At 58.2% G+C, this 12,171-nt stretch carries 14 protein-coding genes and 1 tRNA gene; 10 read left to right on the top strand and 5 right to left on the bottom strand.

Translation table 11 applies throughout. The features are described 5' to 3' along the window. Positions 1-6: 6 nt before the first annotated feature. The 4 genes from BM160_RS17420 (at position 7) to BM160_RS17405 (ending at position 1,995) form a co-directional block, all read left to right on the top strand. Positions 7-435 (top strand): NfeD family protein, encoded by a 429-nt coding sequence (locus BM160_RS17420; protein WP_092007439.1) that lies wholly within the window; start codon positions 7-9, stop codon positions 433-435. An 82-nt stretch (positions 436-517) separates the two neighbouring features. Continuing rightward, complete coding sequence (locus BM160_RS17415) at positions 518-1,429, top strand: SPFH domain-containing protein (protein ID WP_092007438.1); 912 nt, start codon at positions 518-520, stop codon at positions 1,427-1,429. A gap of 35 nt (positions 1,430-1,464) precedes the next feature. After that, the gene (locus BM160_RS17410) at positions 1,465-1,839 is read left to right on the top strand and encodes a DUF2237 family protein (RefSeq protein ID WP_092007437.1); all 375 of its coding nucleotides are present in this window, start codon (positions 1,465-1,467) and stop codon (positions 1,837-1,839) included. Positions 1,840-1,905: 66 nt separating this feature from the next. After that, positions 1,906-1,995, top strand: a tRNA-Ser gene (locus BM160_RS17405). Between the two features lie 90 nt (positions 1,996-2,085). On the opposite strand, the gene BM160_RS17400 is transcribed toward BM160_RS17405, so the two are convergent. The 4 genes from BM160_RS17400 to BM160_RS17385 all read right to left on the bottom strand — a co-directional run bounded on the left by BM160_RS17400 (position 2,086) and on the right by BM160_RS17385 (position 5,724). Next, positions 2,086-3,216 carry a branched-chain amino acid ABC transporter substrate-binding protein gene (locus tag BM160_RS17400; RefSeq protein WP_092007436.1) on the bottom strand — a complete coding sequence of 377 codons (1,131 nt, stop codon included), beginning with the start codon at positions 3,214-3,216 and terminating at the stop codon, positions 2,086-2,088. Between the two features lie 233 nt (positions 3,217-3,449). Further along, on the bottom strand, positions 3,450-3,773 hold the full coding sequence (locus BM160_RS17395) for a hypothetical protein (protein ID WP_092007435.1): 324 nt from the start codon (positions 3,771-3,773) through the stop codon (positions 3,450-3,452). Then, a complete protein-coding gene (locus BM160_RS17390) occupies positions 3,770-4,207 on the bottom strand; it encodes a DNA polymerase III subunit chi (protein ID WP_092007434.1) in 438 nt (145 codons plus the stop codon). Before BM160_RS17390 ends, BM160_RS17395 begins: the two co-directional genes overlap by 4 nt. Then, positions 4,204-5,724: a leucyl aminopeptidase gene (locus BM160_RS17385; RefSeq protein ID WP_092007433.1), complete on the bottom strand. Its 1,521-nt coding sequence runs from the start codon at positions 5,722-5,724 to the stop codon at positions 4,204-4,206. The genes BM160_RS17390 and BM160_RS17385 overlap by 4 nt, the downstream gene beginning before the upstream one ends. A 69-nt stretch (positions 5,725-5,793) precedes the next feature. Between BM160_RS17385 and lptF the strand changes: the two genes are divergently transcribed. From lptF to BM160_RS17355, 6 genes are all read left to right on the top strand, one after another. Further along, a complete protein-coding gene (gene lptF, locus BM160_RS17380; protein WP_092007432.1) occupies positions 5,794-6,921 on the top strand; it encodes an LPS export ABC transporter permease LptF in 1,128 nt (375 codons plus the stop codon). Beyond that, positions 6,918-8,060 (top strand): LPS export ABC transporter permease LptG, encoded by a 1,143-nt coding sequence (gene lptG / locus BM160_RS17375; protein ID WP_092007431.1) that lies wholly within the window; start codon positions 6,918-6,920, stop codon positions 8,058-8,060. The genes lptF and lptG overlap by 4 nt, the downstream gene beginning before the upstream one ends. A gap of 42 nt (positions 8,061-8,102) precedes the next feature. Next, the gene (locus BM160_RS17370) at positions 8,103-8,480 is read left to right on the top strand and encodes a sirohydrochlorin chelatase (protein WP_092007430.1); all 378 of its coding nucleotides are present in this window, start codon (positions 8,103-8,105) and stop codon (positions 8,478-8,480) included. A gap of 93 nt (positions 8,481-8,573) precedes the next feature. Beyond that, positions 8,574-9,518 (top strand): CysB family HTH-type transcriptional regulator, encoded by a 945-nt coding sequence (locus BM160_RS17365; protein WP_092007429.1) that lies wholly within the window; start codon positions 8,574-8,576, stop codon positions 9,516-9,518. A 109-nt stretch (positions 9,519-9,627) separates the two neighbouring features. After that, complete coding sequence (locus BM160_RS17360; protein ID WP_092007428.1) at positions 9,628-10,803, top strand: pyridoxal phosphate-dependent aminotransferase; 1,176 nt, start codon at positions 9,628-9,630, stop codon at positions 10,801-10,803. A 99-nt stretch (positions 10,804-10,902) separates the two neighbouring features. After that, positions 10,903-11,061, top strand: coding sequence for a DUF3309 family protein (locus tag BM160_RS17355; protein ID WP_092007427.1), 159 nt, complete (start codon positions 10,903-10,905; stop codon positions 11,059-11,061). A 118-nt stretch (positions 11,062-11,179) separates the two neighbouring features. Here the strand turns inward: BM160_RS17355 and BM160_RS17350 are convergent, their stop codons facing one another. Continuing rightward, complete coding sequence (locus BM160_RS17350; RefSeq protein WP_092007478.1) at positions 11,180-12,082, bottom strand: glycerophosphodiester phosphodiesterase family protein; 903 nt, start codon at positions 12,080-12,082, stop codon at positions 11,180-11,182. Positions 12,083-12,171: the final 89 nt, after the last annotated feature.

Here is a 12,171-nt window from a genome sequence, read left to right as displayed (position 1 = left end):
GGAATCATGAGCGAATCAAGTATCTGGTGGTTGCTAGCTGGGGCCGCGGTAGCGGTTGAGCTGATGACGGGCACCTTTTACCTGCTGATGATGGCTCTGGGGCTTGCTGCCGGTGCCATTGCCGCTCATCTGGGCCTGCCGTTGATAGGCCAGATAGTAATCACGGCGGTGATTGGCGGCGGCGCGGTCGCCGCCTGGTATTGGCACCGCAGCAAGAGCCCTGCCCCCTTTTCGGTCAATGCCAACCGGGATGTTCACCTTGACATCGGTGAGCCGGTACAAGTGCTGCGCTGGAATGCCGACGGTACGGCGACCGTGAAATTTCGCGGCGCGCAATGGACAGCGGTGACCAGCGATCCGGCCGCACCGGCCAGTCCTGGCAGTTTTCGCATCAAGGAAATGCTGGGCAACCGCCTGGTCATTGAAAAACTGTAGGCTCAAGAGCCTGTAGCAAACGCACGCCGTTGCGTCACCCGGACCCAAATTCACCTTCACTCAATCAATAAATGGAGAATCCATGGAAATAGCACTCGTCATCCTCATCCTGGCAGGCATCTTTATCGTCCGTAGCATCAAGGTGGTGCCGCAGCAAAATGCCTGGGTGATCGAGCGTTTGGGCAAATACCATGGCAGTCTCACGCCGGGCCTGAATTTTCTGGTGCCCTTTATCGACCGGGTGGCCTACAAGCACAGTTTGAAGGAAATCCCGCTGGATGTTCCCAGCCAGGTCTGCATCACCCGCGACAACACCCAGCTACAGGTCGACGGCATCCTGTACTTCCAGGTCACAGACCCCATGCGCGCCAGCTATGGCTCCTCCAACTACATCGTGGCGGTGACTCAGCTGGCGCAGACCTCACTGCGTTCCGTCATCGGCAAGCTGGAGTTGGACAAAACCTTTGAAGAGCGCGACATCATCAATGCGCAAGTGGTGGCGGCGATTGACGAAGCGGCCCTGAACTGGGGCGTCAAGGTTTTGCGCTACGAAATCAAGGATTTGACGCCACCCAAGGAAATTCTCCATGCCATGCAGTCACAAATCACCGCCGAGCGCGAAAAACGCGCACTGATCGCCGCCTCCGAGGGCCGCAAGCAGGAACAGATCAATATTGCCACCGGCGAACGGGAAGCGTTTATCGCCCGCTCCGAAGGCGAAAAACAGGCTGCCATCAACAACGCGCAAGGCGAAGCCGCCGCCATTACCGCGGTGGCCGAAGCCAATGCAAAAGCCATTGAGGTTGTTGCCGCTGCGATTCGTCAGCCAGGCGGCGAGCAGGCCGTGCAGCTCAAGGTGGCCGAAAAAGCTGTCGAAGCCTATTCCAGTGTTGCCAACGACGCCACCACCACCCTGATCGTGCCCAGCAACATGACCGAGGTGTCGGCCCTGATTGCCTCAGCCATGAAAATGGTGCAGGCCAACAAGACTTAGTCGATAAGCATAGATCTCCGTTCAGAGGCAAGACCATGATTGTCAAAAATGTGCTGGGTACGGAATTGCTTTCCTGCTCTTACGACCCATTGACCGGCTATTTCCGGGACGGTTGCTGCAATACCGATGCGTCCGACCTCGGCTCGCATCTGGTGTGCGTACGGGTGACCCAGGCATTTCTGGCATTTTCCAGCGCCCGCGGCAATGACTTGCTCACGCCGCGCCCCCAGCAACGCTTTGCCGGGCTCCAGCCGGGTGACCGCTGGTGTCTGTGTGCCAATCGCTGGCGCGAGGCGCTGGAAGCCGGGTGTGCGCCGCCAGTGATTCTCGAGGCCACCCACTACAACACCCTGAAATTTGTCACTCTGGCCCAACTGGAAAAGCACCGATTTCAAGGCGCACTTCACTAACCGGAACATTTCGTGCACTCATGAGATCAAAGTAGGCTCAAGCACTGCTACAATTAGAGGCTTCGCGGAAGGGTGGATGAGCGGTTTAAGTCACACGCCTGGAAAGCGTGCGTGGGGTAAAACTCACCGCGGGTTCGAATCCCGCCTCTTCCGCCAAAATTAGCCCGGTGACTCCAAAACCGAGCAGGTCGAAAGACCAATAAAAAAGCCACCTTTCGGTGGCTTTTTTTGTTTCCGCTGCAGAACTTAGTTCAAAGCGGATTTCTTGCCGTCCTTGTAGACATACAAGGTAATGGCCGGATTTTTCAACTCACCATTGGGCTCGAAAGCGATGGTGGTGGTCACGCCCTTGAAATTGGTTTTGATCAATTCTGGGGTGTAGACCTTGGGATCGGTCGAGTTGGCACGCTTCATGGCGTCAACCAGAACGAAGGTCGCATCATAGGTGTACGGGCTGTAAATCTGGAACTGACCAGGGTATTTTGCGTCGTAACGCTTTTTCCAGGCTTCACCACCAGGCATTTTGGCCAAGGATGCGCCACCTTCAGCACAGATCACATTGCTAAGCGTCTTGGCGCCACCTGCCAGTTTGGCAATTTCAGCGGTGCAAATGCCATCGCCGCCAAAATACTTGACGTTGCTCATGCCCAATTGCTCCATCTGACGCAACATCGGGCCACCCTGGGCATCCATACCGCCGAAGAAGACGGCATCAGGATTTTTCGACTTGACGGCCGTCAAAATGGCCATGAAATCGGTAGCTTTGTCGGTAGTGAACTGCTCGTCCACCACGGTCATCCCTTTTGCTTGAGCCGTCTTTTTGAACACTTCGGCAACGCCCTGACCATAAGCGGTACGGTCATCAATAATGGCGACCTTTTTCAGCTTCAGAGCATCTGCCGCATAAAAGGCCAGCCCAGCACCCAGCGCATTGTCGTTGGCGATGATTCGGTAAGTCGTTTTATAGCCAGGCTTGGTCAGGTTGGGGTTGGTTGCAGCGCCCGTGACGTGGGGAATGCCGCAGTCGTTGTACACCTTGGAAGCGGGAATGGTCGTACCCGAATTCAGGTGACCGACCACACCAGCCACTTTCATATCGCACAGTTTTTGTGCGACAGCCGTGCCCTGTTTTGGATCGGCAGCGTCATCTTCAGCGGCAATTTCAAATTTGACCTTTTTGCCACCGATGACAAGATTCTGTGCATTCAGATCATCAATGGCCATGCGCACGCCATTTTCATTGTCCTTGCCGTAGTGGGCCTGTGAACCGGACATCGGCCCCACGTGGCCAATTTTCACTACTGCGTCTTGCGCAGAAGCAACACCCGCCACCATAGCAAGCGCAGCCACTACTGTCAGTTTCAGTTTGATTCGCATAAAAACACTCCGATTAGGAAATTACCGTTAAAGGTTGAGAACGAATTTTTTAACTCAACGGAGCCGAACATAACGCAATTTTCGGGCCCGCACCATAGCAACGCCCCTAGGATATTCTGGATAAGGGGGTTTACCCGAAGCGCTCCCCTCCCCAGGCAATTTGAATAGCGGCAACGGCAGATCAGCCTGCGCTGCATCAGGCAAAAACAGACGAGAAGAGTCTGAAGTCGGGTTTAAAATCGGACAGGCGCTTGCGCGGCTTCCTGTTCAAAAGCCTGACTGACGGATCGGCGTACCACCAGCTCAATTTCCTCGCGCAGACGGGGCGCCAGGGTTTGGGTGTGCTCCAGGATCAGTTGCCCCACAGCCTCCCGCAAATGCCGCTCCAGCATCAGATCTACGCGCTGCAGCACCCGCTGCACCATTTGGTCGACCTGCTCGGCTGGCGGCGCCGCAGGAACACCGGCCTCATCCAGGAGCGGTGCTGGCAAAGACTCGGGCTGAACGACCTCGGTCAGCGTGGGGACGAAACGGGGTGGAACGGATGCGCGGCTCATGCCCCCTCCCTCGCCGCTGCAAGGTCATAACGCTTCATGGCATAGCCCCTATCGGTGTAATGCTTCCAGCGGTCGCGCGCAGCCAAGCGGTCCTCGTCGTCCCGCGCCACCACTTCAATAAAGCGCTCAAACCGCTCAAATTCGGCAGGAATGCCCAGCCCCAGATTAACGAGAATCTCGTAATGCGGACACTCTGTCAGCGACTCGGCAAGCAGCACCGGCGTGGCCGTCAGGTTGTGCCCGGAGGCACTGGCGCGGCAATGAGGCACAAACTCCGTGGGAGAAAAACTCCACAGCAATTGATCGAGTTCGTTCAGGCGCTCGGGCTCAGCCGTCACCACGACCTTGGCGCCACTCAGGTAGGCCTTTCGCAGCAACCGGCAGCTATACGCCAGCTTGTCGGGTACATTGAAATGAAAGGCGATCTCGGTCATGCCCGGGTTTTAGCAGCTGGCTTGCTTTTCGTGATGCGCTTGGCCTTGGACGGCACTTTGCCGCTCACAGGCGGTACGACCTGACTCAGCAAATAGTCGACCAGCAGGGGCACCGGACGGCCTGTTGCACCTTTGGCGGCGCCGCCTTTCCAGGCCGTGCCGGCGATGTCCAGATGCGCCCAAGGGAAGTCTGCTGCAAAACGCTGCAAGAACTTGGCGGCCGTCACCGAACCGCCTGCCCTGCCGGCCACATTGGCGACATCGGCAAAATTTGACTTCAACCCGTCAGCATACTCATCATCGAGCGGCATCCTCCAGCACAAATCCAGGGAGGATTCACCGGCATCCGCCAATGACTGTGCCAGCGCATCATTGCTGGAGAAAAGTCCGCTGCGCACGCCACCCAGGGCAATGACGCAGGCGCCGGTCAGCGTGGCAATATCCACCACCGCCTTGGGTTTGAAACGCGCCGCATAAGTCAATGCGTCACACAGCACCAGCCGGCCTTCGGCATCGGTATTGAGGATTTCTATGGTCTGCCCGCTCATGCTGGTCACCACGTCGCCAGGCTTGATGGCGCGCTCCCCTGGCATGTTTTCACACGCCGGAATCAATCCCACCACATTCAACGCAGGCTGCAACTCGGCCAGGGCCCGGAAGGTGCCCAGAACACTCGCGGCACCGCACATGTCAAACTTCATCTCGTCCATCTCGGCCGCGGGCTTGATCGAGATACCGCCGGTATCAAAGGTAATGCCCTTGCCAATCAATACCACGGGCGCCGCGGCCTTGGCCGCGCCCTCGTAACGCAGCACAATAAAGCGCAAAGGCTCTGCCGTGCCCTGAGCAACGGCCATGAACGAACCCATTCCCAGCTTGGCAACCTCCTTGGGACCCAGCACGTCCACCTTGATGTTGGCCAGTTTTCCAAGTTCCTTGGCCGCGCCTGCCAGCAAGGTGGGCGTAGCGTGGTTGGCCGGCCGGTTGCCCCACTCTTTTGCAAACTCAATACCTTGGACCAAGCCGACGCCTTTGTCGAATCCGGCCTTGACACTCGCCACCTCGTTCACGGCGACCACGATGCGCTGCAGCTTGGCCGGCGCCGCCTTGGATTTGGTGGTGCTGTAGGAATAGGTCGCTTCGCTGCTGGCCACCACCGCTGCGCGCACGACCTCGGGTGACGGCTTATCCAGTGCGCTCAGGCAAAGCACGGCTCGTTTTGCATTGCTGGTCTTTAGAGCGGCGAACCCGGCAGTCACTGCAGCGCGGATATTTTTTGGACTGCCATCCCCCACGCCCACCAGCAAAACCCGCGTTGCGGCAATATCTGGCGTGCGATAGGTGCCGAGCAGCTTGCCTGGCTTGGCTTCAAAATCACCTGACTTGATGGCCAGTGCAGCCAATGCCGACAAAGGATCGTCAGCTGGACTCAGATCCTGGGGTATGAGCACCAGCAGGGCATCACATTTTTCGCTACAGATACGGGCGCGGGTCAGTGTTTTGAGTTCAAAGTCCATAATTCAGGGTCTGGTAAATAAACCAAAGTAAAACAAAAATAAAACAAAGCAAAAGCAGCTATTCAGTCAATGTTATTCCAATCTTCAATTCGCAAAGAATTGGCACGCAGTTTCGGAGCCACCCTAGTGGTGCTGGTCACCATCGTCATGACCATCGTGCTGATCCGTACGCTAGGCCAGGCTTCGCGCGGCTTCATCAACCCCCAAGATGTCATGCTCTTCATGGCCTACTCGGCCTTGGGCCGCCTGCCAACCATTCTGACCCTATCGCTTTTCATTGCCATGGTCAGCACCTTGTCCCGCATGTACCGTGACAGCGAAATGGTGGTCTGGTTCACCAGCGGCCAGGGGCTGGCGGTTTTCTTGAAACCACTGTTCCGTTTTGCCTGGCCGGTTTTGCTGGTGATCACCCTGATGGCCATTTTTGTCTGGCCCTGGGCCAACCAGCAAACCAAGGACATGCAAAGCCGCTACGAACAACGCGGCGACCTGGATCGGATTGCGCCCGGCCAGTTTCAGGAATCATCCAGTGGCAACCGCGTCTTCTTCATAGACCGCGATCTGGCGGGCGAGCAAGCCAGCAACAATGTATTCATTGCCGCAACGGAAAAGGGCAAGAACTCCGTCACCACGGCGCGCTCGGGTCGCATAGAGACCCAGGGCGACACCCAGTTCCTGATGCTATCGAACGGACAGCGACTGGAAAACGAGATTGGGCAATCCGCCCTCAAAATTAGTGACTTCGAAGAATACGGCACCAAAACGGGGAGCTCAAATTCCTTCAACGAAAGCTTGCCGGAGCCCAAGCTGCTTTCGATCAAGGCCCTGATCAAGGCACCCACGCCGGCCAACCTCGGTGAACTGGCCTGGCGCATAGGACTGGCTTTGGCTGCCATCAACTTCGTGATTCTTGCGGTCGCCCTGGCCAGCGTGAATCCGCGTGGTGGACGCAGTGGCAACATGATTTTCGTGCTGCTGACTTTTGTGGTTTACAACAACCTCGTCAACCTGGGCCAAAGCTGGATTCTGGTCGGCCTGGTTGGCTTTGGCCATTTGCTGCTTGCCATGCATGGCGGTATTTTTCTGCTCGGCATGGCCTGGCTGGCCAAACGGCACACCAACCGGGTTTTCAGGCTGAGACCAAGACGAACACAGCCATCTCCAGCCATAGGCGCCAACGGAAGCAGCAAGTCATGAAAACCATACGCCGCCTGATTTACGGCGAAGTCCTGACCGCCATTGCCCTGGTTGCCTTGGGTTTTCTGGCCTTGTTTTGCTTCTTTGACCTGGTCGACGAATTGCAATATCTGGGGAAAAACAACAGTCTCAGTGATGGTGCGGCCAACGTTTACCAAATCAAGCATGCCCTGCTCTATGTGGCCCTGCTGATTCCCAACCACCTTTATGAACTGCTTCCGATTTCGGTGCTGATAGGCAGCATTTTCGTCATGGCGCGCCTGGCCCAGAGTTCTGAATACACCATTTTGCGAACCAGCGGCCTGGGGCCATGGCGAGCGCTCAGGTTGCTGCTGGCTCTCGGTGCTTTTTTTGTGGCCCTGAGTTTTGCCGTGGGAGATTACGTGGCACCGGCCAGCGAGCGCGCCGCGCAACTGCTCAAGGCCCGCTACCAAGGCAAGATCACCGTGGGTCAGACGGGGGCCTGGCTGAAAGAAAAACAAACCTACAACACCGTTGTCGCCAACGTCAAAACCCTGTCTCCTGACAATGAGATGCACGGCGTGCAGATTTTCGAATTCAACAACAAGGGATTGATTGTTTCGACCACCCAAGCGCCGGTTGCCTCATTCACCAAGGATGACGCCTGGCTGCTTGAGGAGGCCACACGGACGGAATTTGAAGTCCCCAGCACCGGCCAGAACCCCACCCAGGAAGTAGCTAGGGTCAAACGGGCGACCCTAGACAGCTTTAGATGGCCCACCGAAATCAGTGCAGAAATGGTGTCGGTGGCGCTGCTCAAGCCCGATCGCATGGCCACCATCGATCTTTTCAACTACATCCGCCATCTTGAAGCCAATAGCCAGACCGCCCAGCGCTATGAAATTGAGTTCTGGAAAAAGGTGTTTTACCCGCTGAGTTGTATGGTGATGGTGATGCTGGCCCTGCCTTTCGCCTACCTGCATTTCCGCTCGGGCGGCATCGCCGCCTATGTGTTTGCCGGCGTCATGATAGGTATCAGCTTTTTCCTGCTCAACAACGTGTTTGGCTATATTGGCAACCTGCGCAACTGGCAGCCCTGGCTGGCGGCAGCAACACCGGGCTTGCTTTACATGGCCGTGTCGCTGGGAGCGTTTGGCTGGCTGGTCCTCAGACACTAAGCGCCTATACCGGCTCGCCGTCGCAATCATGCGCTTTCCGACATGACGCTTTCACCATCGACCTTACCAGGCATTGTGCTGCTGGCCCATGGCTCACGTGACCCGCTATGGCGTGCGCCCATTGAAGCCGTTGCCGCGCGCATCCTCGCCCGCCAGCCAGACGCCAAAGTCTGCTGCGCTTACCTGGAGCTCTGCGCGCCCTCGCTGGCCGAGGCTGCCGCAAATTTGATAGCTGATGGTGCCCGCCCCATAAGGATATTTCCCCTTTTCCTTGGGGTAGGCAAACATGCGCGCGAAGATTTGCCACGCCTGGTCGAGCACATCAGAGCCGCGCACCCCGGCGTGGCGATTGAGCTTTTGCCCACCGCCGGCGAGCACGAGCAACTGACGGCATTGCTGGCCGATATAGCACTGTCCTAGCCCCTGGCAGGCCAGCAGCCAGTTCGCTAAAAAACGAGCCTTTCTTTAGCGCAAAACGGGCATAATAAAACAAACTATTAGCCACAATTCGATATGAACCTTCACCAATTCCGCTTTGTTCAGGAAGCCGTACGGCGCAACCTGAACCTGACCGAAACCGCCAAAGCGCTGCATACCTCGCAGCCTGGCGTCTCCAAGGCCATCATCGAGCTGGAGGAGGAGTTGGGTGTGGAGATTTTTGCGCGTCACGGCAAGCGCCTCAAACGCGTGACCGAGCCCGGCCAGCATGTACTAAAGAGCATAGAGCTCATCATGCGCGAAGTGGGCAATCTGCGGCGCATAGGCGAGCAGTTTTCGGCCCAGGACAGCGGCACACTTTCCATTGCCACCACCCACACCCAGGCCCGCTATGTTTTGCCGCAGCCAGTGGCGAGGCTGCGCGAAGCCTTCCCCAAGGTCAATGTCAGTCTGCACCAGGGCTCGCCCGACCAGGTGGCGCGCATGGTGCTGGATGAAGTCGCCGAGATCGGCATTGCCACGGAATCGCTGACCCATTTCGAGGATCTGGTCACCCTGCCCTGCTACGAATGGCAGCACATGCTGGTGATACCCGTGGATCACCCTCTGGCCAAAAAAGACGGCATCACGCTGGAAGACCTGGCGCTGGAGCCGCTGATCACCTACCACCCCTCGTTTACCGGTCGCACCAAGATTGACCAGGCCTTTGCCGCCAAGCGCCTGCAGCCGCGGATTGCCCTCGAGGCCATCGATTCCGACGTCATCAAGACCTATGTACGACTAGGGCTGGGTGTCGGCATTGTGGCCGAGATGGCGCTCAAGGACGACGGCACCAACAGCGACCTGCTGGCCATCCCTGCGGGTGCGCTGTTTGGCGTGAACGTGGCCCGGGTCGCCTTCAAGCGCAGCGCCTACCTGCGCAATTTCGTCTATAAATTCGCCGAACTGCTCAGCGACAAACTTGACCGCACCCTGATCACCAAGGCCATGGCCGGTCGCATCAACGACTACGAGATTTAACCCTCCGAGGTGGCCAGCGGCTGCTTCCCCTCAAGGGGCGCCGCCAGCGGCCCGGCCAAGCCGGTTCCGCGGCGACGGCTTGAACAAGAACCACACATTCAGCTCAATCATGACGACCATTCTCGAACGCACCCCCACGCTCCAAACCAAGCTGCCGGCCGTTGGTACCACCATTTTCACCGTGATGTCCACGCTGGCCGCGGAAACAGGCGCGGTCAACCTGGGCCAGGGCTTCCCGGATTTTGACTGTGACCCGAAACTGGTCAACGCCGTCACCGACGCCATGAAGCAAGGGCTCAACCAGTACCCGCCCATGACCGGCGTGCCAGTGCTGCGCGAAGCGGTCGCGGCAAAAATAGCCAAGCTGCACGGCCGCAACTACAGCCCCAACACCGAGATCACCATCACGGCAGGCGCCACCCAGGCCATCATCACCGCCATCCTGGCCGTGGTTCACCCCGGCGACGAGGTGATCGTGCTGGAGCCCTGCTACGACAGCTATGTGCCCAATATCGAGCTGGCCGGCGGCAGCGTGGTGCGCGTCCCCCTGACGCCAGGCAGCTTTCGCCCGGATTTCGACAGAATCTCGGCCGCCATCACGCCCAAAACCCGCGCCATCCTGATCAACTCGCCGCACAACCCCAGCGGCGCGGTCTGGCTAGAGGCCGACCTGCTCAAGCTGCAGGACATCCTGGCGCCAACCGACGTGTTGCTGATCAGCGACGAGGTCTACGAACATATGGTCTTCGATGCGGCCAAGGGGCAGATCCACCAGAGCGCCGCGCGTTTTCCGGGTTTGGCGGCGCGCGCCTTCATCGTCAGCAGTTTTGGCAAAACCTACCACGTGACAGGCTGGAAGGTCGGCTACGTCGCGGCGCCAGCCGCCTTGAGCGCCGAGTTCCGCAAGGTGCACCAGTTCAATGTGTTCACCGTCAACACGCCGGTGCAATACGGCCTGGCCGCCTATATGGCCGATGAGCGCCCCTACCTGGAGCTACCGGCCTTTTACCAGCGCAAGCGTGACCTGTTTCGCGCTGGCCTGGCCGACACGCGCTTCAAGCTGCTGCCCAGCGAGGGCACTTATTTCCAGTGCGTGGATATTTCGGAAGTCAGCGACTTGAACGAGGCCGAATTCTGCAAATGGCTGACCACCGAAATCGGTGTGGCCGCGATCCCGCTGTCGGCGTTTTATGGCGATGGCTTTGACCAGCGCGTGGTGCGCTTTTGTTTTGCCAAAAAGGATGAAACGCTGAACATGGCGCTGCAGCGGCTGGCCAAACTGTAAAAGACTGTAGGCGGCCCCTGACGATGAAACGCGCTCCCTTCCTGCTTGATGGCGCCCTTCCCCGGGCAAGAATCAAGGCATCTACCAAGGAGTGCTTCCATGTCCATCTCGCTCATTCTGCTGATTATTCTTATTCTTATCCTGGTGGGCGTCCTGCCAACCTGGGGCCATAGCCGAAGCTGGGGTTACGGCCCCAGCGGGGGCATTGGACTGGTGGTGCTCATCCTAGTCGTGCTGCTGCTGATGGGGCGAATTTAACCGTCTCGTCGCCACTCACGCAAAAGGGGGGCTTGCATTGCAAGCCCCCTTTGCGGTAGGCGCGTTGCCCCTCCTTGTATCGCCCGGCTTCAATTCTCCCCAACACATTCAATCGTTGCTACTTCGTGGCACGGATGGTCTTCATTTTGCGTGGCGAATCAGTCATCACATGGTCGATGCCTAACGCTTCCGCGGCCTGGTAGGCCGCCGCCGAGTCGATGCCGAACAACACAATTTTGACATCCGGATGGGTCTTGAAACAGCTCACCGCTGCCGGCGTCCACCAGCGCGCTTTGACCACTGATGTCCCCTCGCCCAGCGTGAATTTTTCCACCACGGTGACCGTGCGCTCGAACTCCATGCCAACCCAGCTTCCGGCTGACGGTGGTTTTTCGCAAGCACCGGAAAGCGCCACGCTGCTGAGGCGATCCCGGGTGGCATCGCGCGACTCAAACAAACGTGCCTGCGGGTAATTCGCCATCAGGCGCAAAATTTCGGCTTCGGTCGAATACACCCGGATGCGGTCCCAAGCCTGTTCCTGGCCCAGCACCTGTGCGACTGCAGCCACCAGCGGCGCAGCCGGCAATTGCTTCAGATCAATCAGAATCGGCACTGATTTCGGAATCAGGCGTAGCGCCTCTTGCAGCGTCGGCATCTGCAACGCTTGCGCGCGGTAAGGATAGGTTTTCTGGCCATCCGCATCGTTGCGACTGAAGGCATGACCGACGTTGAGTTGTTGCAATTGCGCCAGCGTCAATGTATTGACCAAGCCTTGTCCATCTGACAGGGCCGCGACGTTGGCCGGACGGTACAACACCGGTACGCCATCGCTGGAGATCTGCACCGTGATCCAAAGCACATCGGCCTGGTTTTTCAAGGCACTCCGAATCGCCGTCAGCGTGTTTTCCGGCGCATCGCCGGTGCCGCCGCGGTGCGCGACCACCAGGGGCGCGGCACTGGCATGGCCGCCCGACAGCAGCGCCAGCGACATCAGGGCCGCCGGAGCGCCCGCACGGAGCATGCCCAAAACCGCAGCACGCAGGGCCAAAACACTAAAAGCCGCGGCAAGATACTTTCGCGGGGCCGACACAGGTATTTGCATGACAAGTC

It is taken from the genome of Polaromonas sp. OV174, assembly GCF_900112285.1.
In the GTDB taxonomy this organism is placed as follows: domain Bacteria; phylum Pseudomonadota; class Gammaproteobacteria; order Burkholderiales; family Burkholderiaceae_C; genus Polaromonas.
This window is presented reverse-complemented; position numbering and strand designations above follow the sequence as displayed.

What these genes read in the sequence shown, in the direction of transcription:
- BM160_RS17420 (WP_092007439.1), top strand. Translation starts at nt 7, where the DNA reads ATGAGCGAATCAAGTATCTGGTGGTTGCTAGCTGGGGCCGCGGTAGCG.
- BM160_RS17415 (WP_092007438.1), top strand. Translation starts at nt 518, where the DNA reads ATGGAAATAGCACTCGTCATCCTCATCCTGGCAGGCATCTTTATCGTC.
- BM160_RS17410 (WP_092007437.1), top strand. Translation starts at nt 1,465, where the DNA reads ATGATTGTCAAAAATGTGCTGGGTACGGAATTGCTTTCCTGCTCTTAC.
- BM160_RS17400 (WP_092007436.1), bottom strand. Translation starts at nt 3,216, where the DNA reads ATGCGAATCAAACTGAAACTGACAGTAGTGGCTGCGCTTGCTATGGTG.
- BM160_RS17395 (WP_092007435.1), bottom strand. Translation starts at nt 3,773, where the DNA reads ATGAGCCGCGCATCCGTTCCACCCCGTTTCGTCCCCACGCTGACCGAG.
- BM160_RS17390 (WP_092007434.1), bottom strand. Translation starts at nt 4,207, where the DNA reads ATGACCGAGATCGCCTTTCATTTCAATGTACCCGACAAGCTGGCGTAT.
- BM160_RS17385 (WP_092007433.1), bottom strand. Translation starts at nt 5,724, where the DNA reads ATGGACTTTGAACTCAAAACACTGACCCGCGCCCGTATCTGTAGCGAA.
- lptF (WP_092007432.1), top strand. Translation starts at nt 5,794, where the DNA reads ATGTTATTCCAATCTTCAATTCGCAAAGAATTGGCACGCAGTTTCGGA.
- lptG (WP_092007431.1), top strand. Translation starts at nt 6,918, where the DNA reads ATGAAAACCATACGCCGCCTGATTTACGGCGAAGTCCTGACCGCCATT.
- BM160_RS17370 (WP_092007430.1), top strand. Translation starts at nt 8,103, where the DNA reads ATGACGCTTTCACCATCGACCTTACCAGGCATTGTGCTGCTGGCCCAT.
- BM160_RS17365 (WP_092007429.1), top strand. Translation starts at nt 8,574, where the DNA reads ATGAACCTTCACCAATTCCGCTTTGTTCAGGAAGCCGTACGGCGCAAC.
- BM160_RS17360 (WP_092007428.1), top strand. Translation starts at nt 9,628, where the DNA reads ATGACGACCATTCTCGAACGCACCCCCACGCTCCAAACCAAGCTGCCG.
- BM160_RS17355 (WP_092007427.1), top strand. Translation starts at nt 10,903, where the DNA reads ATGTCCATCTCGCTCATTCTGCTGATTATTCTTATTCTTATCCTGGTG.
- BM160_RS17350 (WP_092007478.1), bottom strand. Translation starts at nt 12,082, where the DNA reads ATGCTCCGTGCGGGCGCTCCGGCGGCCCTGATGTCGCTGGCGCTGCTG.